This is a genomic window from Bacteroides sp. MSK.20.82 (assembly GCF_019052485.1).
In the GTDB taxonomy this organism is placed as follows: Bacteria; Bacteroidota; Bacteroidia; order Bacteroidales; family Bacteroidaceae; genus Bacteroides; species Bacteroides thetaiotaomicron.
Window position 1 is genome coordinate 17967 of the sequence record NZ_JAHQUN010000009.1, and the last position, 17541, is coordinate 35507.

The 17541-nt window shown below is 42.3% G+C and carries 15 protein-coding genes; 1 reads left to right on the forward strand and 14 read right to left on the reverse strand.

Annotated elements, in window-relative coordinates; genetic code table 11:
* Positions 1-41 precede the first annotated feature (41 nt).
* From KTR07_RS10675 to tsaD, 13 genes are all read right to left on the reverse strand, one after another.
* A complete protein-coding gene (locus KTR07_RS10675; protein ID WP_008761570.1) occupies positions 42-1025 on the reverse strand; it encodes a VWA domain-containing protein in 984 nt (327 codons plus the stop codon).
* Positions 1026-1069: 44 nt separating this feature from the next.
* On the reverse strand, positions 1070-2158 hold the full coding sequence (locus KTR07_RS10680) for a BatD family protein (protein WP_011107515.1): 1089 nt from the start codon (positions 2156-2158) through the stop codon (positions 1070-1072).
* On the reverse strand, positions 2158-3027 hold the full coding sequence (locus KTR07_RS10685; RefSeq protein WP_008761572.1) for a DUF58 domain-containing protein: 870 nt from the start codon (positions 3025-3027) through the stop codon (positions 2158-2160). Before KTR07_RS10685 ends, KTR07_RS10680 begins: the two co-directional genes overlap by 1 nt.
* A gap of 87 nt (positions 3028-3114) precedes the next feature.
* Complete coding sequence (locus KTR07_RS10690; protein WP_008761573.1) at positions 3115-4110, reverse strand: MoxR family ATPase; 996 nt, start codon at positions 4108-4110, stop codon at positions 3115-3117.
* A gap of 239 nt (positions 4111-4349) precedes the next feature.
* Positions 4350-5813, reverse strand: a complete 1464-nt coding sequence (locus KTR07_RS10695) for an HU family DNA-binding protein (protein WP_008765733.1) — start codon at positions 5811-5813, stop codon at positions 4350-4352.
* A 15-nt stretch (positions 5814-5828) separates the two neighbouring features.
* The gene (locus KTR07_RS10700) at positions 5829-6101 is read right to left on the reverse strand and encodes an HU family DNA-binding protein (RefSeq protein ID WP_008761575.1); all 273 of its coding nucleotides are present in this window, start codon (positions 6099-6101) and stop codon (positions 5829-5831) included.
* The gene (gene rimO / locus KTR07_RS10705; protein ID WP_008765734.1) at positions 6094-7404 is read right to left on the reverse strand and encodes a 30S ribosomal protein S12 methylthiotransferase RimO; all 1311 of its coding nucleotides are present in this window, start codon (positions 7402-7404) and stop codon (positions 6094-6096) included. Before rimO ends, KTR07_RS10700 begins: the two co-directional genes overlap by 8 nt.
* Positions 7401-8360, reverse strand: a complete 960-nt coding sequence (gene ftsY / locus KTR07_RS10710) for a signal recognition particle-docking protein FtsY (RefSeq protein ID WP_011107516.1) — start codon at positions 8358-8360, stop codon at positions 7401-7403. The genes rimO and ftsY overlap by 4 nt, the downstream gene beginning before the upstream one ends.
* A 140-nt stretch (positions 8361-8500) precedes the next feature.
* Positions 8501-8659: a DUF4295 domain-containing protein gene (locus tag KTR07_RS10715; RefSeq protein ID WP_008761578.1), complete on the reverse strand. Its 159-nt coding sequence runs from the start codon at positions 8657-8659 to the stop codon at positions 8501-8503.
* A gap of 14 nt (positions 8660-8673) precedes the next feature.
* Positions 8674-8862, reverse strand: a complete 189-nt coding sequence (rpmG, locus tag KTR07_RS10720; RefSeq protein WP_008761579.1) for a 50S ribosomal protein L33 — start codon at positions 8860-8862, stop codon at positions 8674-8676.
* 21 nt (positions 8863-8883) lie between these two features.
* Positions 8884-9144 carry a 50S ribosomal protein L28 gene (gene rpmB, locus KTR07_RS10725; protein WP_008765736.1) on the reverse strand — a complete coding sequence of 87 codons (261 nt, stop codon included), beginning with the start codon at positions 9142-9144 and terminating at the stop codon, positions 8884-8886.
* Between the two features lie 122 nt (positions 9145-9266).
* Positions 9267-10499, reverse strand: a complete 1233-nt coding sequence (locus tag KTR07_RS10730; RefSeq protein WP_048693669.1) for a competence/damage-inducible protein A — start codon at positions 10497-10499, stop codon at positions 9267-9269.
* Between the two features lie 423 nt (positions 10500-10922).
* Positions 10923-11942, reverse strand: coding sequence for a tRNA (adenosine(37)-N6)-threonylcarbamoyltransferase complex transferase subunit TsaD (gene tsaD, locus KTR07_RS10735; protein ID WP_011107518.1), 1020 nt, complete (start codon positions 11940-11942; stop codon positions 10923-10925).
* 200 nt (positions 11943-12142) lie between these two features.
* Between tsaD and KTR07_RS10740 the strand changes: the two genes are divergently transcribed.
* Positions 12143-16597, forward strand: coding sequence for a translocation/assembly module TamB domain-containing protein (locus tag KTR07_RS10740; protein WP_011107519.1), 4455 nt, complete (start codon positions 12143-12145; stop codon positions 16595-16597).
* Between the two features lie 48 nt (positions 16598-16645).
* Here KTR07_RS10740 and KTR07_RS10745 read toward each other — a convergent pair whose 3' ends face one another.
* Positions 16646-17527 (reverse strand): PepSY-like domain-containing protein, encoded by an 882-nt coding sequence (locus KTR07_RS10745; RefSeq protein ID WP_011107520.1) that lies wholly within the window; start codon positions 17525-17527, stop codon positions 16646-16648.
* Between the last annotated feature and the right edge of the window lie 14 nt (positions 17528-17541).

The window sequence follows — 17541 nt, forward strand, 5'->3', positions numbered from 1 at the left end:
CTTCCTATTTTACGTTACAAATCACGATTGACGAAACATTCCTACGGAATTTTCTTGAGTATTGAATTACGCAATAAAACTTCCAGTAGTACACAAAGGAAAGCAGCCAGTGCAAACCAGCGATAGTCTTCTTCCCGTTTGCTATACTCTTTTACGTTCAACTTTGTTTTCTCCAGCTTGTCAATTTCTTCATATACCTCTTTCAGTTTCGAGTTGCTCGTAGCTCTGAAATAGTTACCATCGGTAGTACCGGCAATCTGAGTCAGTGTTTTCTCATCGATTTCCACCGGCATATTGATATACTGTACTGTATTACCGACCGGATAAGGATATGGAGCCATTCCATTCGTACCCACTCCGATGGTATACACACGGATACCGAAACTTTTGGCAATCTCAGCGGCTGTCAATGGCGAAATATCTCCTTTATTATTGGTACCATCCGTCAATAAGATGATAACTTTTGATTTCGCTTTACTGTCTTTCAGGCGGGTTACAGCATTTGCAACTCCCATACCAACAGCTGTACCATCTTCAATAAGGCCACATTTGATATTATGAATCATATCCAGCAATACAGCATGGTCCACAGTCAGCGGGCATTGAGTGAATGTTTCTCCGGCAAACAGAGTGATACCAATATTATCATTCGGGCGTCCGTTAATAAATTCGGCTGCTACATCTTTAGCAGCTTCCAGTCTGTTTGGCTTCAAGTCTTCCGCCAGCATACTGGTAGACACGTCGATAGCCAGCATAATATCAATTCCCTCTATTTCGCTGTTTTGCCACTTATTAGTGCTTTGCGGACGCGCTAATACCACAATAATCAAAGCCAATGCAATGACGCGCAGTATAAATGGAGCATGTAGCAAATAATTCTTATAACTTTTAGGAGTATGCGCATATACCCGTGCATCCGAAATCTGAAGGGTAGCTTCAGTTTTCTTTCGCTTCAAGATATACCATACAATATAAGGTATAAGCAATAATAGCAAAAACAGATATTCAATATTGGCAAAAACCATTTTATTTTCGATTTAACAGTTTACTATTTAGTATTCACACCACATTATGCAAAGAGATCATAAAGCTGCATACCTATATATACAAAAGTACCTATTAATGCTGCTGACAAGAATACAATACCGCAGATTAATAATATTTTAGTACGCAGAGAACGTTTCTCGATAATTGTGATTTCCGTTGGTTGCGGTTTCTGATTCTCCTCTTCCGGTTGCTTTGTTTCGTTGATAAAGTCGATTGCATTAATCAAATTCGCATCATTTTCATTCATTTGCGGATCATGCTTGGCAAATTTTACTAAATCAGCTGTCTGGAAGAGTTCCTTCAAATCTGATATTGCCTCTTTATCATTCATTTCCAATAACTTATCGATGATTTCAGAAGAAGTCATCTCTAGTGCATTGAATCCGAAACGATCTTTAATATAAGTACGAAGAGTATCTGTCAATTCCGTATAATATGCCTTCGGCTGTCCTTTCTGCCATACTTTCTCATTCTTGATACGTTCGATTTCCTTCATAGCAGCCTGATGTGGTGGCAACTTAGGTTCTACTTTTATCTTACGGATAATCGGTTTGTTATCACGTATACGAATGATCAGATAGATCAATAAGCCGAGTAAAGGCAATGCAAGAAATGAGCAACCGATCAGCCCATACCAGTCTTCCCATGCGAAAGGCGCTTTCATCACCGTTTTCTGTCCGAAGAACTGGTCTGGATGCAATGTGTCAACTGGCATAGAATATACTTTCAATGCCAGAGCTTTCGATCTATATTCTTTGCCATCCACAGTGACAGGCATCGGCGGAAGATAATAGAGAGCTGAGTCAAACGAGGTAACAATGTATTCCTGAGTAATCAGCATTCGTTGGCGATCATTCAGAAATTGTGTATCCGGTTTGGCGGTTTCTATAATTTCTACCCCTCGCACCAGTGTATCGGTATAAGCAGGAAAAACAGCACGTTGTTTGGCGTCCATCGCTACTTGTAATTGTACTTTCGCCTGTTCGCCAATTAATATCTGCAACGAATCTATCTTAGCTTCCACTGTAACAGACTGTGCCACAGTTCTACCTATAGAAAGCAGACATAACAATGCTATCAGAATAATATTTCTATTCATCTTTGATTCCATTAATTTCGTTTGGCAAATAAATTCAGCAATGCCTTTACGTAATCCTGGTCGGTTCTCACAGATACGGAGTCAACATTACTTTTGGTAAATGTGTCGTTCAGTTCGGTCTGTTTGTTTATCCACCAGTCACGGTGTGCCCGGCGTACAGCTTTGGAAGAAGTATCGATCCATTGTTCATGGCCGGTTTCCGCATCTTTTATTCGCATCAGTCCCACCGGAGGAAGATCACTCACTCTCCTATCGTAAACCTGCAATGCCACTACGTCATGCTTTCGGTTGGCAATAGTCAGAGCGTTTTTAAAGTTATCCTGATCGATGAAGTCAGATAGAATAAACGCTGTACAACGTCTTTTCATTACATTAGTCAGATACTCCAATGCGAGACGAATATTGGTACGACGGCTTTCCGGTTGGAAGTCAATCAGTTCGCGGATAATATATAGAATGTGTTTACGTCCCTTTTTAGGAGGAATAAACTTTTCTATCCGGTCTGAAAAGAAGATCACACCAATTTTATCGTTGTTTTGTATAGCGGAAAATGCAAGAGTAGCTGCAATTTCCGTTACCATATCCTTCTTCAGTTGTTTAACCGTACCAAATTCCAAACTTCCGGAAACATCGACCATCAACATCACTGTCAGTTCGCGCTCTTCTTCAAACACCTTCACATAAGGTTTGTTGAATCGTGCCGTCACATTCCAGTCGATGTCGCGTATATCGTCGCCGAACTGATACTCACGGACTTCAGAGAACGACATACCTCTACCTTTGAAAGCCGAATGGTATTGGCCTGCAAAGATATTGTTAGACAGTCCTCGTGTCTTGATTTCAATCTGACGAACTTTTTTTAATATTTCACTTGTTTCCATTTATACAGTAGTTAAAGTAGTAAGTAGTCAGGTAGTTAAGTAAAATACACTTGACTACCTTTTACTGCATTGTAATATTACGGCAGATTAGGGCACTTCAACCTTGTTCAGAATCTTGCTGATGATTTCGTCCGAAGTCATGTTGTTGGCTTCCGCCTCGTATGTCAGTCCAATACGGTGACGAAGAACATCATGCGCAACAGCACGTACATCTTCCGGGATTACATAGCCGCGGCGTTTGATGAAAGCGTATGTGCGGGCAGCTAGTGCCAGATTGATAGAAGCACGCGGTGAGCCACCAAATCCGATCATGTCTTTCAGTTCTTTGAGATCGTATTTCTCGGGGAAACGAGTAGCAAATACAATATCTACAATATAACGTTCTATTTTCTCATCCAGATAAACCTGGCGAACCACCTTGCGGGCTTCGATAATTTCTTCTGCTTTCAGGATAGGTTTCACATTGAACTTCTCACCGTTGATATTCTGACGGATAATCAGTTTTTCTTCTTCCAGCTTCGGATAGTCAATCACTACTTTCAGCATGAAACGGTCTACCTGTGCTTCAGGAAGCGGGTAAGTACCTTCTTGTTCAATCGGGTTCTGAGTGGCCAATACTAAGAAAGGTTCCGGCAACATGAATGTTTCCTTACCAATAGTAACCTGACGTTCTTGCATGGCTTCCAGCAAGGCACTCTGTACTTTGGCCGGAGCACGGTTTATTTCATCCGCTAATACGAAGTTGGCAAAGATAGGTCCTCTTTGTACTTTGAAAGATTCATCTTTCTGACTGTAAACCATTGTACCAATAACATCGGCCGGCAATAAGTCGGGAGTGAACTGAATACGGCTATATTTCGCGTCGATCAGGGAAGCGAGTGTTTTGATAGCCAAAGTTTTTGCCAGACCGGGTACACCTTCTAAAAGAACATGTCCGTCGGAAAGCAATCCGATAAGCAGTGATTCAACCAAATGTTTCTGACCAACAATGATTTGGTCCATACCTGTCGTAAGATTGGTAACGAAAGCACTTTGTCTTTCAATCCGCTCATTCAGTTCGCGGATATCAATTGATTCAGCCATAAATACTTAATATTTTATTATTTAATTCTCATTAATTAAGGTGTAAGACTTACCAGTGTGTAAGGCTTCTAAATTCGCTCCCAAAAGTACGCCATATAATTAACGATTGCAACTAATTTTTATTAAAAAACAATGCGAAATCTTTAGATTAAGGTACTTTCATACGCTTTTGTACTTACGTAACATTTCACCCGGCTATACATTGCTGTATGAGCCGGGTGAATAGGTGTTTTTTGTTTTTATTCTTTTGTAAGTTCCGGTATCTCGATTGTCGTACCGTATGGTACGTTATCGGGGTTCTTGATTACTTTCGGGTTATGTTTTACGATATATGGCCACATGGCTTTTGTACCGTAAAAGCGTAATGAAACTTTCGTTAAAGTCTCTCCTTCTTTAATTGTGTATTTTGTTTTGGTACCGGTTATCTTGTAGGATGCGGAATCCGAATATGCCGAAGCTGTTGGTTGTTGTTGGGCAGGTTTACTTTCTGCTTTGACAGGTTCCGCTGTCGGTTCCTTCTTGACAACAGGTTGCGGTTGGACTGCTTCCACCACAGTATCCTTGTGTGCAATTGTATCTGAAAGCTGTGCTTCCGGCTGCACAGGTTGAGTAACTTCCGGTATATCAACCACATTCTTATCAGACGAAGATGAGAACAAATCCGGATAATAAATAAACAGGATAGCTCCTCCGCACAGTAGTAAGACTATAATAATAGTTGCTATTAAATAAGGAATAGCTGATTTTTCCTTTTTATCACTGTCTTTATCAGTATAGGTGGCTTTCGGTTGTTCTATTTCCGGCTGTTCTTGGAGAGTGACAGGCTCCATATTTGCTTTATGAAGCTCTTGGGCTATAATTTGCTCTGCAGTAACTTCCGCTTTTTCTGTAATAACCGTTTTCTCTTCCTCCTCTTCTGTTGTTTCAGTCTCTGGTTTCTGCTCTTCTATAATTGTTTCTTCCGATTGTTCCTTAGCAGGTTCCTCTGTCACCGGACTGAAGTCAGGTTCCAAAACAGTTTCCGAAGATTCCTCTACAGGCTCTTCTCCTGGGGCTTCCTCAGATACAGATTCCGGTTTCGGTTCAATTTTCACTTCCGGCAATTCTTCAGCTTCTGGTTCTTCTGTTGCAATTAGTTCCGGTTCTGTTTCAGGTTGACCGGTTTCATTCGCGTCAGTTTCAGGAACTTCAGCCACAGCTACTGCTTCAGCAGTCGGCTGCTCTTCGATTACAGGTTCTTCCAGTTGTATTTCTTCCTGAATATCTCCACCGGCATTTTCATTTCCTGCTATTTCAGAGTCGATCATTTCAGTCTCTGTATCAGAAACCGCACCTTCCTCCTCATCGGATTCTTCCATAGGGGTATCTTCCAATACCGTACCTTCATTTAATACTACCGTTTCAAAATGTGCAAAAGGCTTATTTATTGTATCTCTCAGATTGGTGTCCGGAGTAAACGATACTTTGGTATGACCTTTTATCTGGAAACGTTCCCCTGTGTTGACATTAACGCTTTCCCGACTATCTACATCCACAAGTTTGAAAGTCCCCAATCCTTTGATTTTCACAGTCTTCTCATTCTCCAGGGCTTGTTCTATCAAGAGAAAAAACTCTTTGACGAATGCTTCGGCATCCTTCTTGGTCATGCTATGTTTAGCCGCCAATAAGTCGATAAGGTCTTGAATTGTCAGTCTTTCATTCATAATGGGAAATATATATTATTTAAACTTGTCTTTCAGTGTATTGCTGGGTCTGTACGTCAATACCAATTTAGGAGGAACCAGCATACGTTGCTTCGTGGACGGATTGATCGAAATGCGCTCCGCTTTTTTCTTCACTTCAAAAGAACCAAAGCCCTGTATTGCAATCGCATTCCCGTCTTCCAGTTCCTGTGTCATGTCAGACAATAAAGAACTTATCAGTTCAGAAGTGTCTTTGATAGTATACCCCAGTCTGTCTGCCAGTTCCGATGTAAATTCCTTATTATTCATACTTGTTTAATATCTTTGCATATAAATCAAAATCGTCCGCATCGGTTACTTCTACCTGATAGAATTGTCCGACTTCAAGTTCTTCTCTGGAAACACTGATCAATACTTCTGGGTCTACCTCCGGTGAATCAAATTCCGTACGTCCGATATAATAATCTCCCTCGATCCGGTCGATGATGACTTTCATCTGCTGACCAATTTTTGCAGCGCTCAATTCTGCTGAAATACCTTGCTGGATATCCATTAGCTCGTCCAGTCGGGCTTGTTTAACCTCCTGTGGTATAGAGTCTTCATATTGCTGGGCAGCATAAGTACCCTCTTCTTCAGAATAAGCGAAAGCCCCCATCCTGTCGAAACGCGCCTTGCGTACAAATTCTTTCAGCTCTTCAAAGTCTTCTTCCGTTTCTCCGGGATGTCCTACCATCAGCGTAGTGCGCAGATGGATACCCGGTACTTCTTTACGGAACTGTTCGATCAGCTTGTACGTATCTTCTTTGCTTACTTGCCGACGCATCAGTTTCAACATGTTGTCACTGATATGCTGCAAGGCTATATCCATATATTTGCAGACATTATCGCGTTCCCGCATCACCCGAAATAAATCCGTTGGAAAATGTGCCGGATACGCATAATGCAGACGAATCCACTCTACACCCGGAATTTCCGAGATACGTTCGATCAATTCGGGCAGCATTTGCTTTTTATACAGATCGACTCCGTAATACGTCAATTCCTGAGCGATCACCTGAAACTCCTTTACCCCTTGCGATACCAGATACCGGACTTCATCCAGTATTTCTTCCATCGACTTGGATATATGGCGTCCTGTAATAATGGGAATAGCACAATAAGAGCACTTGCGGTCACATCCTTCTGAAATCTTCAGATAAGCATAATGCTTGGGAGTGGTCAAAGTACGCTCAATATACAATTCCTCATGGTACGTTTTTCCCAAGTCCTGCAAGAGTTCTTTCCAGTTGAATTTGCCGTAGAACTTGTCTACCTGTGGTATTTCAATGGCCAGTTCTTGTAAATAACGCTCGGAAAGACAGCCCATTACAAACAGTTTCTTCAAGTCGCCTTCTTCTTTTCTTTCTGCAAATTCCAGAATCATATTGATAGACTCTTCTTTCGCGTCACCGATGAAACCGCAGGTGTTGATTACCGCTATCTCCCCTTCCGGATTTTCTGTATCATGAGTTACGCTGTATCCTGCTTCTTCCAGCTGACGCATCAACTGCTCCGAGTCTACTAAATTTTTAGAACAACCTAAAGTAATAATATCTATTCTCTTTCTTTTCATGCATTCTCTCCAAACAGGGAATCAACAAATTCATTTTTGCGGAAGACTTGCAAATCTTCCATGCCTTCACCCAATCCAATGTATTTTACAGGAATCTTGAACTGGTCGGAGATGCCGATCACTACTCCGCCTTTGGCGGTTCCGTCCAACTTGGTGATAGCCATTGCAGTCACCTCCGTAGCCAATGTAAATTGCTTGGCTTGCTCGAAAGCATTCTGTCCGGTAGAACCATCCAATACCAGCAGGACTTCATCCGGTGCATTGGGTACTACCTTCTTCATGACGTTCTTTATCTTGGTAAGCTCATTCATCAAGCCTACTTTATTGTGTAAGCGGCCGGCCGTATCGATAATCACTACATCCGCATTGTTGGCAACAGCAGAACTCAGTGTATCGAAAGCGACAGATGCAGGGTCCGCACCCATTTTCTGTTTTACAACAGGCACACCTACGCGTTCACCCCAGATCATCAACTGCTCTACGGCAGCTGCACGGAATGTATCGGCGGCACCCAAATAAACAGATTTGCCCGCTTTCTTGAATTGATAAGCTAATTTCCCGATTGTTGTTGTTTTACCTACCCCGTTTACTCCCACTACCATCATTACATAAGGCTTTTTCTTGATAGGTACATCAAAGTCTGCTACGTCATCCGAATTATTCTCGGTCAAAAGGGCAGCAATTTCATCACGCAGTATGTGATTCAACTCTTGAGTATTCACATATTTGTCTGCAGCGGCCCGTTTTTCGATACGTTTGATAATATTCAAAGTTGTCTCTACCCCCACGTCAGATGTGATCAAAACTTCTTCCAGATTATCCAATACTTCGTCGTCTACTTTCGACTTACCAGCCACGGCACGAGCGATTTTACTGAATACGCTCTCTTTGGTTTTAGATAATCCTTTATCTAAAGTTTCCTTCTTTTCCTTTGAAAAAAAACTAAAAAATCCCATATCTACAGTTATTTGTATAATACATTATGCTACAAAGATATAACAAAGGATTGGAAAAGTAAAAAAAGAAGCAATAAAAAATCCCCTCACTGTTTGCCAATGAGGGGATTTTGTGTTTATAGCGTTTTATGCTATTCTGATTATTTTTTGAAAAAGTCTTGTACTTTTTCGTTTGCAACCATTTGTTCATCAAAAACGTAAGCTCCAGTTTTCGGAGATTTCACCATTTTGATAACCTTGGTGTAAGCACGACCTTCTTTAGAGCCTTCGTGCAAACTTGCTACTGTTTTCTTTGCCATGGGTTATACTATTATTATTTAATTTCCTTATGTACTGTTACTCTCTTCAGAATCGGGTTGTATTTCTTCAACTCAAGTCTTTCAGTTGTATTCTTTCTGTTTTTAGTTGTGATATAGCGAGATGTTCCCGGCATTCCACTCTCTTTGTGTTCTGTACATTCCAGAATCACCTGTACTCTGTTACCTTTTGCTTTCTTTGCCATTGTAAGTTTTCTCCTCTACGTTTAGCCGATTACTTTAATGCTTTTCCAATCACAGAAACCTTTAGCTACTGCATCGTTCAGTGCAGCGTCCAGTCCTTTTTTGTTGATGATACGCAGACCGTTAGCACAAAGGCTAAGGCTGATCCAACAGTCTTGTTCTACATAATAGAACTTTTTGTTAAACAAGTTCAAATCAAAGGTTCTTTTTGTTCTTCTCTTTGAGTGTGAAACATTGTTGCCAATCATGGCTTTCTTTCCGGTAATTTGACAAATCTTCGACATTTCTATCTTATTTTTATAGTTTTATATCTATACTTATTTCAAACAGGACGCAAAGTAAGCACTTTTATCCGTATAAAACAAGGATTTCTTAAAATAATTCACTTCCAGACACCAATTTTTCCTTATTTGAGCAAATCACGAAGAATTAATAGCGCATTATTGCCCGCTCTTTCAATATTCATGGCTCTTCCGCGGTTCGTTTCCTGCCTGTAAGTACGAATTTCATTTTTATAACCAGCAGCGATCCAGACAGTGCCTACCGGTTTCTCCGGTGTTCCACCTCCGGGACCGGCAATTCCTGAAGTTGCGACAGCGCAGTCGGTTTTCAGCGCTTTCATCGCTCCTTTTACCATTTCGATCACAGTCTGCTCACTGACAGCGCCATACACTTCCAGTGTTTCCGGTGAAACATGGAGCAGATTCATCTTCACTTCGTTAGAATATGCCACTATTCCTCCATTAAAGTATTCCGAACTTCCGGCAATGGACGTCAGACGTGCCGCAATACTTCCTCCGGTGCAACTTTCTGCGGTGGAAACGGTTAAATTCTTCTTTTTCAGCAGTTCGCCTACGATTACCTCCAGTGGGATATCTTCTTCGCTGAAAATATCATCGCCCAGTATCGCTTCCAGCTTAGCCTGCTCGTCGTTCAGTGCGCTTTCCACTTCTATCTTGTTCTGTCCCCGTCCGGTTAGTCGCAGGCGGATGATTCCAAGTTTGGGCAGATATGCCAATTTGATGCTTTCCGGCAAGGCTGTCTCCCACGGTTCCAGCTTTTCAGCGAGTATGGATTCGGGGTAATGTTGTACTAGAAAGGTCCGGTGCATGATTACATCCGTCTGAAACTTCTCACGTAGCTTGGGCAATACGGACTCAGTCATAACGGCAGTCATTTCCTGCGGAACACCCGGCATGGATACGAGTACTTTATTGTCTTTCTCAAACCAGCTGACAGAAGCGCTTCCTACCGGATTGTTGATGACCGTGCAATCTTTGGGAACCATTGCCTGACTCTTATTCAGCGCATTCATCGGTATTTTCCCGGCAAGCACCCGCTTTACGTTCTCAAATACTTCTTCGCTGAATATCAGTTCGGTATGGAAGTATTTACAGAGAGTTTGTTTGGTGATATCGTCTTTTGTGGGACCGAGTCCTCCGGTTACCAGAACGATATTCACCCTTTTCATCGCATTATCTACTGCTTCCATGATCTCTTCTTCCCGATCACGGATCGAAACAATGCGTAGAACTTCGATACCTATCTTATTTAATTCCTGCCCCATCCAGGCAGAATTTGTATCGACTACCTGCCCTATCAGCAGCTCGTCACCAATGGTAATAACTTCAGCAAACATCTTTTTCCTACGTTAGTTAATAGAATATGCTACCTATATTAATAAGGTATATACGCTATGTTAAGTCATTAGGTTTACTTCATTTTTTCGTTCCATATACGTGATCCATTCGGTTCATGTGCGTGAGCCGAATGGATCACGTATGTGAACTGGACGGCTTACGCACGTGGAACGAAGGAATGCTATAAACAAAGATTCTTAATGAAGGCTTCTTATATCATTAATCCTCCTTTGTCTCCCTATTATATATAGGTGCATTTTGTTTTCAGCAAGGCTTCTTTATGCCACCGCCTATTGGGTCGGTGACATTTTTTCGGTGTTTGCCGTCACTATTGTTATTGCCGTCACTTTAATCGTCACTACTTAAATTATTCTATGACAATAGTTTATTATATAAAGTGACGATGACGTTAAAAAACTGTTTTATAATGTGACACGGGAATAAGCCGGAAGATCAATGGAGCAGAAGTCTTTATCCAGATACTTGAAGTATCCGGTAATGGCAATCATGGCTGCATTGTCGGTCGTATAGCTGAATTTAGGAATAAAAATATTCCAGCCATACTTTTCAGCGTGTTCTCGGAAAGAGTTACGCAATCCGTTATTGGCAGAGACTCCTCCGGCTACGGCTACTTCTTTTATTTTATATTCTTTGGCAGCTTTCCGCAGTTTGTCCATCAGAATGTCTACAACAGTTGCTTCCAGAGAGGCGGCCAAATCCACTTTATGATGCTCGATGAAATCGGGATCGTCTTTCATCCAGTCACGCAAGGAGTATAGGAAAGAAGTTTTCAGTCCGCTGAAACTGTAGTCCAGCCCCGGAATATGCGGTTTGCTGAAAGTATACGCTTTCGGATTGCCTTGACGTGCCAGTTTGTCAATGATCGGTCCGCCCGGATATCCGAGACCCATCACTTTAGAACATTTATCGATTGCTTCTCCGGCAGCGTCATCAATCGTCTGACCGAGAATTTCCATATCATTATAGGCTTTTACCAATATAATCTGTGAGTTTCCTCCGGATACCAACAGGCAAAGGAACGGGAATTTCGGTTGGATATTTTCTTCTCCTTCTGCTTTAATAAAATGAGCTAAGACATGCCCTGTCAGATGATTAACATCTATCAAAGGAATACCGAGTGAACGTGCGAATCCTTTGGCGAAAGAGACGCCTACAAGTAAAGATCCCATCAATCCCGGTCCACGTGTGAAAGCTACCGCGCTCAGTTCTTCTTTGGTAACCCCTGCCCGTTTCAGTGCTTCGTGTACCACAGGAACGATATTTTGTTGATGTGCCCGTGAAGCTAATTCGGGTACTACTCCGCCGTATGCTTCATGTACGGCTTGACTTGATACCACATTTGACAGCAGATAACCATCCTTGATTACGGCTGCCGACGTATCATCACAGGAGGATTCAATTCCTAATATTATTGCACTCATATGTTTTTAAACTATTAAACGGTGCAAAAGTAATGATAAAACTACGATTCATAACGAACTATTTTATATTTTTGTTCGCTAAATAAAAGTTATCGCTTATCAGAACGCTGAAAAAGACTGTACGCTGGGTAGTTGGTATTGTACTGGGAGTATATATCGGAACTATTGTTTTGCTGAATATTCCAAATGTTCAGCGAGCAATGAGTGTGTTTATCGCCAAGGAATTGTCCGAGGTGCTGAATACACGCCTGACTATCGGCAAAATAAATATCGGTCTATTAAACCGTATTATCATTGATGATGTGCTGCTTGACGACCAGAGCGGCAAGGAAATGCTCAAAGTAACCCGCTTATCGGCTAAGTTTGATATCCTTCCTTTCTTTAAGGGAAAGATTTCCATTAGCAGTGTCCAGTTATTCGGCTTTACCATCAATCTGAATAAAGAGACTCCCGACTCTCCTCCGAATTTTAAGTTCGTATTGGATGCTTTTGCTTCCAAGGACACTGTAAAAAAGGAAAGTTCGCTGGATTTGCGTATCAATTCCGTTTTGATTCGTCGGGGAAGGATGGCTTATCATGTATTGTCAGAGGAAAAGACTCCCGGAAAGTTTAATGCCAAGCATGTCCAGCTTCAGAATATTATAGCCAATATTTCATTGAAGGCGATGAGCAGGGATTCTTTGAATCTTGGTATCAAGCGTCTGAGCTTCGATGAAAAGGCTTCCGGATTCTCTTTAAAGAAGATGAGTCTGAAATTGGTTGCCAATGATAAACGGACTAATATAGAGAATTTTGCCATTGAGCTGCCCGAAACTTCACTGAAGATGGATACTATTCATTTGGTGTATGACAGTCTGAAGGCTTTTGATCAGTTCTCGGAGAAGGTCCACTTTTCTTTCCGTACGTTACCCTCGCAGATTACTCTGAAAGATATTTCCCCTTTTGTACCTATATTGGCGCATTTCAAGGAACCGATAACGCTGGATATGCAGGTAAAAGGAACGGTCGACCAGCTTACCTGCTCTCATCTGGAGATTACGGCCGACGACCGCCAGTTCCGGCTATCGGGGGATGTATCGCTTCAGGAACTATCGAGTCCGCAGGATGCGTATGTGTACGGGAAGCTTTCCGAACTTTCCGCCAACAATCGTGGTGTCGGTTTTTTGGTGCGTAATCTGAGCAGCAATTACAATGGTGTACCTCCCCTTCTGGAACGTTTGGGGGATATTGATTTCCGTGGAGAGATTTCCGGATACTTCACCGATCTAGTTACTTACGGACAGCTTCGTACCGGGCTTGGTAATGTAAAAACCGACTTAAAGTTAAGTTCCGATAAGGCTAAGGGGCTGTTTGCTTATTCCGGTGCTGTCAAAACAGAAGAGTTTGAACTGGGCAAGTTATTGAATAATGAGAAATTTGGGGAAATCACCTTTAATCTTGATGTACATGGACGGCATATCGAAAAACAGCTTCCTGCTGTAGAGTTGAAGGGATTGATCGCATCTGTGGAATATAGCAGATATAAATATGAGAATATTACGCTGGACGGCGAATACAAGCAAGGCGGATTTAACGGAAAGATAGCGCTGGATGATCCGAATGGGTCTATTTATCTGAACGGAGATGTGAATGTGACATCCAAGGTTCCTACTTTCAATTTCCTTGCCGTTGTCGACAAGTTCCGTCCTAATGATTTAAATCTTACACCTGATTACCAGGATGCGGAGTTCTCTCTGAAGGTAAAAGCTAATTTTACCGGAGGTTCCATTGACGAGATGATTGGAGAAATCAATGTGGACAGTCTGGAGTTCAGGGCACCGGACAAGGAATATTTCATGAAGAACATGAATGTACGGGCTACCCGGCAGGATAATGAAAATCAGCTTAAACTGACTTCTGAATTTCTGACGGCAAACATAGCGGGAAAATTCCAGTACCATACTTTACCGGCAAGTATTTTCAATATCATGCGTCGGTATGTGCCGTCTTTGATATTGCCTCCGAAGAAACCGATAGAGACGAACAATAATTTTGCGTTTGATGTACATATATATAATACGGACATTTTATCTACGATATTTGATGTTCCGTTGACTGTATATACACATTCTACGTTGAAAGGGTATTTTAATGATGCCTTGCAGCGGCTACGTGTGGAAGGCTACTTCCCCCGCCTGCAATATAAAAACAACTTTATCGAGTCGGGTATGATCTTGTGCGAGAATCCTTCGGACCATATCAGTGCGAAGGTGCGGCTGACCAGTCTGAAAAAGAATGGAGCCGTGAATCTTTCTCTGGAAGCACAGGCCAAAGAAGATAAAGTCAGCACGACTCTGAACTGGGGAAATAATGCCATAGCAACTTATAGCGGAAAGTTGGCGGCTGTTGCACAATTCCTGCGTACAGCAGGTGAAAAGCCTTTGCTGAAAGCGATGGTGGATGTGAAACAGACAGACGTTATCTTGAATGATACACTTTGGCAGATACATCCTTCGCAGGTAGTGGTGGACTCGGGCAAGGTGGATGTGAATAATTTCTATTTCAGCCATCATGACCGTTATGTGCGTATCAATGGGCGGCTTTCCGACAATCCGGCAGATACCGTAAAAGTGGACCTGAAAGACATTAATATGGGATACGTATTTGATATTGCAAACATATCCGATGACGTAAACTTTGAAGGAGATGCTACGGGAACAGCATATGCCAGCAGCGTGTTCAAGAAACCTGTGATGAATACCCGCCTCTTCGTCAAGAACTTCTCGCTCAATCAGGGCCGTTTAGGTGATTTGAACGTATATGGCGCCTGGGATAATGAGAAAAGAGGAATCTATCTGGATGCTTCCATTCAGGATATATCACCGTCACCATCGCGAGTCATCGGTATGATCTACCCGTTGAAACCGGAAAGCGGACTCGATCTGAATATCGATGCCCATGAACTGAACTTGAAGTTCCTCGAATTTTATATGAAATCAATAGCACAGGATATAAAAGGACGGGGAACGGGAAAAGTACATTTTTACGGAAAGTTCAAGGGATTGAATCTAGATGGGGCTGTTATGACGGATGCTTCCATGAAGTTTGATATTCTGAATACCCACTTTGCCGTTAGAGATACGATTCATTTGGCTCCTACCGGATTGAAATTCAATAATATGCATATTGCCGATATGGAAGGGCATTCGGGAACCTTGAACGGGTATCTGCGTTTCCAGCATTTCAAGAATATAAATTACCGTTTTGAGATACAGGCTAATAATATGCTCTTGATGAATACGAAGGAATCGACGGATATGCCATTCTTTGGAACGGTATATGCTACGGGAAATGCGTTGCTTGCAGGGAATGCGATACAGGGACTGGACGTAAATCTCGCCATGACGACCAACCGGAATACGGTATTCACCTATATCAACGGAAATGTGGCGTCGGCTGCCAGCACCCAGTTTATAAAGTTTGTAGATAAAACGCCCCGTCGAAACATTCAGGATTCCATTCGGGTAAATTCCTATTTTGAGCAGATGCAACAGAAGCGTCAGGCGGACGAAGAAGAGCATCAGACAGATATTCGTTTGAATATTCTAGTAGATGCTACACCCGATGCCACCATGAAAATTATTATGGACCCTATAGCCGGAGACTACATCAGTGCGAAGGGAACAGGAAACATACGCACGGAGTTTTATAATAAAGGGGATGTGAAGATGTTTGGTAATTACCGGATCAGTCAGGGAATATATAAGTTCAGTTTGCAGGAAGTGATTCGCAAGGATTTTATCATCAAAGATGGAAGTACGATTACTTTCAACGGCGCTCCTTTGGATGCGAATATGGATATTCAGGCATCATACACGGTAAACTCCGCTTCACTGAACGACTTGAATCCGGATGTTTCCTCCATTGCCCAGCAGACTAATGTACGGGTAAACTGTATCATGAATCTGAGTGGGATTTTACTGCGGCCGACCATTAAGCTGGGTATCGAGCTTCCGAATGAAAGAGATGAAATTCAGACGTTGGTGCGCAATTATATCAGTACGGAAGAGCAGATGAATATGCAGATTCTTTATCTGCTGGGTATCGGTAAGTTCTATACGGAAGATGCTGCACGGAACAATCAGAACTCGAACGTGATGTCATCGGTACTCTCTTCTACTCTGTCCGGTCAGTTGAATAATGCCTTATCTCAGGTTTTTGAGACTAATAACTGGAATATCGGTACCAATCTGAGCACGGGTGATAAAGGATGGACGGATATGGAAGTAGAAGGTATCCTGTCCGGTCAGTTGCTGAACAACCGCCTGTTGGTTAATGGTAATTTCGGCTATCGGGACAATCCGATGGCGAATACCAACTTTATAGGCGACTTCGAAGCTGAATGGCTGATCAACCGCTCGGGAGATATTCGTCTGAAGGCTTATAATGAAACAAATGACCGTTACTACACAAAGACAAACCTTACTACGCAGGGAGTCGGTATCATGTATAAGAAGGATTTCAATAAATGGAGTGACCTTTTCTTCTGGAATAAATGGAAACTGCGCAGCAAGCGGAAACGTGAAGAAGCCGAAAAGGTGCAACAGCAGCAAACAGACAGCATTGCCGATGATAAAGCTAAGTCGGAGCTAAAGAGAAAGCGAGCACAGGAATAAAAATAAATAGTGACACTATACCATAACCGATAGTGTCACTATTTTATTTTATTTGAGAATCGTACCGTCTGCGGTTACTTTAATATCTATATCCGGAGAATTATTTCCTTCCAGTTCAATCTGATAATAGGATGTTTCTGTTGCCATCTCAAAGTATTCGGCATCATCCATCTGATATCCTGCATACTCGGTGCTGATGGCATTGGTCACTGCTGTGGGCAGTTCGTTTCTCCGTACCTCCCATGAGGTAGAATACCACTCTCTGCCTTTATCAAACAGGACTTCTTTGGAAACGTTGCGGTTCAGGCCACTGTCGAAATGGATGATATCTACTTCCGTAAATCCGAAATCCCAGTCGTTTTTATCATCTTCCACGTCTACTTCCACGATTCTTGCTCCTGCATATTTCCCATCAATGAAAGTCTTCATGACGGCGGGCAGTTGAGTGGTCGGAAGGTGCTCGTTTTCATGATCGTCTGTGTCTGCAATGCTTTTAATCAGCACTCCGTCGGCAGAATAATACAGATCGACTTCCTGATTTTGGTTTTCCACCTCAATGACGTAGACTGTTTCGATGCCTTGCCGCTCGAGTTTATCCACATCGTCTCTTTTCCATGTCTTATAGTCACTTGCTTCGAATGCACTCTTTACCGGATCGGGCAATGCGGTGTACGGGATATCCGTTTCAGTCATATGCCAGTTGCCATCCGTTGTGAACCATGCGGATGCCTCATATCCATCATAGAAGTCCGCTACATAATATCCTGCCTTTGTTTCCCACTTTACGTTCTTGACGTTAGGATACCTGGTCGAGAATGCTTCTTGCAATGGGGTAGGAACAGCAATTGATTCATCGTCATCGTTGTCGCAGCTGTGCAGGCTCCATGCTGCACAGAATGCTATCAGTAGTGTATAAATTCTGAGTTTCATTGTTGTCGTAGATT

What these genes read in the sequence shown, in the direction of transcription:
- KTR07_RS10675 (WP_008761570.1), bottom strand. Translation starts at nt 1,025, where the DNA reads ATGGTTTTTGCCAATATTGAATATCTGTTTTTGCTATTATTGCTTATA.
- KTR07_RS10680 (WP_011107515.1), bottom strand. Translation starts at nt 2,158, where the DNA reads ATGGAATCAAAGATGAATAGAAATATTATTCTGATAGCATTGTTATGT.
- KTR07_RS10685 (WP_008761572.1), bottom strand. Translation starts at nt 3,027, where the DNA reads ATGGAAACAAGTGAAATATTAAAAAAAGTTCGTCAGATTGAAATCAAG.
- KTR07_RS10690 (WP_008761573.1), bottom strand. Translation starts at nt 4,110, where the DNA reads ATGGCTGAATCAATTGATATCCGCGAACTGAATGAGCGGATTGAAAGA.
- KTR07_RS10695 (WP_008765733.1), bottom strand. Translation starts at nt 5,813, where the DNA reads ATGAATGAAAGACTGACAATTCAAGACCTTATCGACTTATTGGCGGCT.
- KTR07_RS10700 (WP_008761575.1), bottom strand. Translation starts at nt 6,101, where the DNA reads ATGAATAATAAGGAATTTACATCGGAACTGGCAGACAGACTGGGGTAT.
- rimO (WP_008765734.1), bottom strand. Translation starts at nt 7,404, where the DNA reads ATGAAAAGAAAGAGAATAGATATTATTACTTTAGGTTGTTCTAAAAAT.
- ftsY (WP_011107516.1), bottom strand. Translation starts at nt 8,360, where the DNA reads ATGGGATTTTTTAGTTTTTTTTCAAAGGAAAAGAAGGAAACTTTAGAT.
- KTR07_RS10715 (WP_008761578.1), bottom strand. Translation starts at nt 8,659, where the DNA reads ATGGCAAAGAAAACAGTAGCAAGTTTGCACGAAGGCTCTAAAGAAGGT.
- rpmG (WP_008761579.1), bottom strand. Translation starts at nt 8,862, where the DNA reads ATGGCAAAGAAAGCAAAAGGTAACAGAGTACAGGTGATTCTGGAATGT.
- rpmB (WP_008765736.1), bottom strand. Translation starts at nt 9,144, where the DNA reads ATGTCGAAGATTTGTCAAATTACCGGAAAGAAAGCCATGATTGGCAAC.
- KTR07_RS10730 (WP_048693669.1), bottom strand. Translation starts at nt 10,499, where the DNA reads ATGTTTGCTGAAGTTATTACCATTGGTGACGAGCTGCTGATAGGGCAG.
- tsaD (WP_011107518.1), bottom strand. Translation starts at nt 11,942, where the DNA reads ATGAGTGCAATAATATTAGGAATTGAATCCTCCTGTGATGATACGTCG.
- KTR07_RS10740 (WP_011107519.1), top strand. Translation starts at nt 12,143, where the DNA reads ATGAGTGTGTTTATCGCCAAGGAATTGTCCGAGGTGCTGAATACACGC.
- KTR07_RS10745 (WP_011107520.1), bottom strand. Translation starts at nt 17,527, where the DNA reads ATGAAACTCAGAATTTATACACTACTGATAGCATTCTGTGCAGCATGG.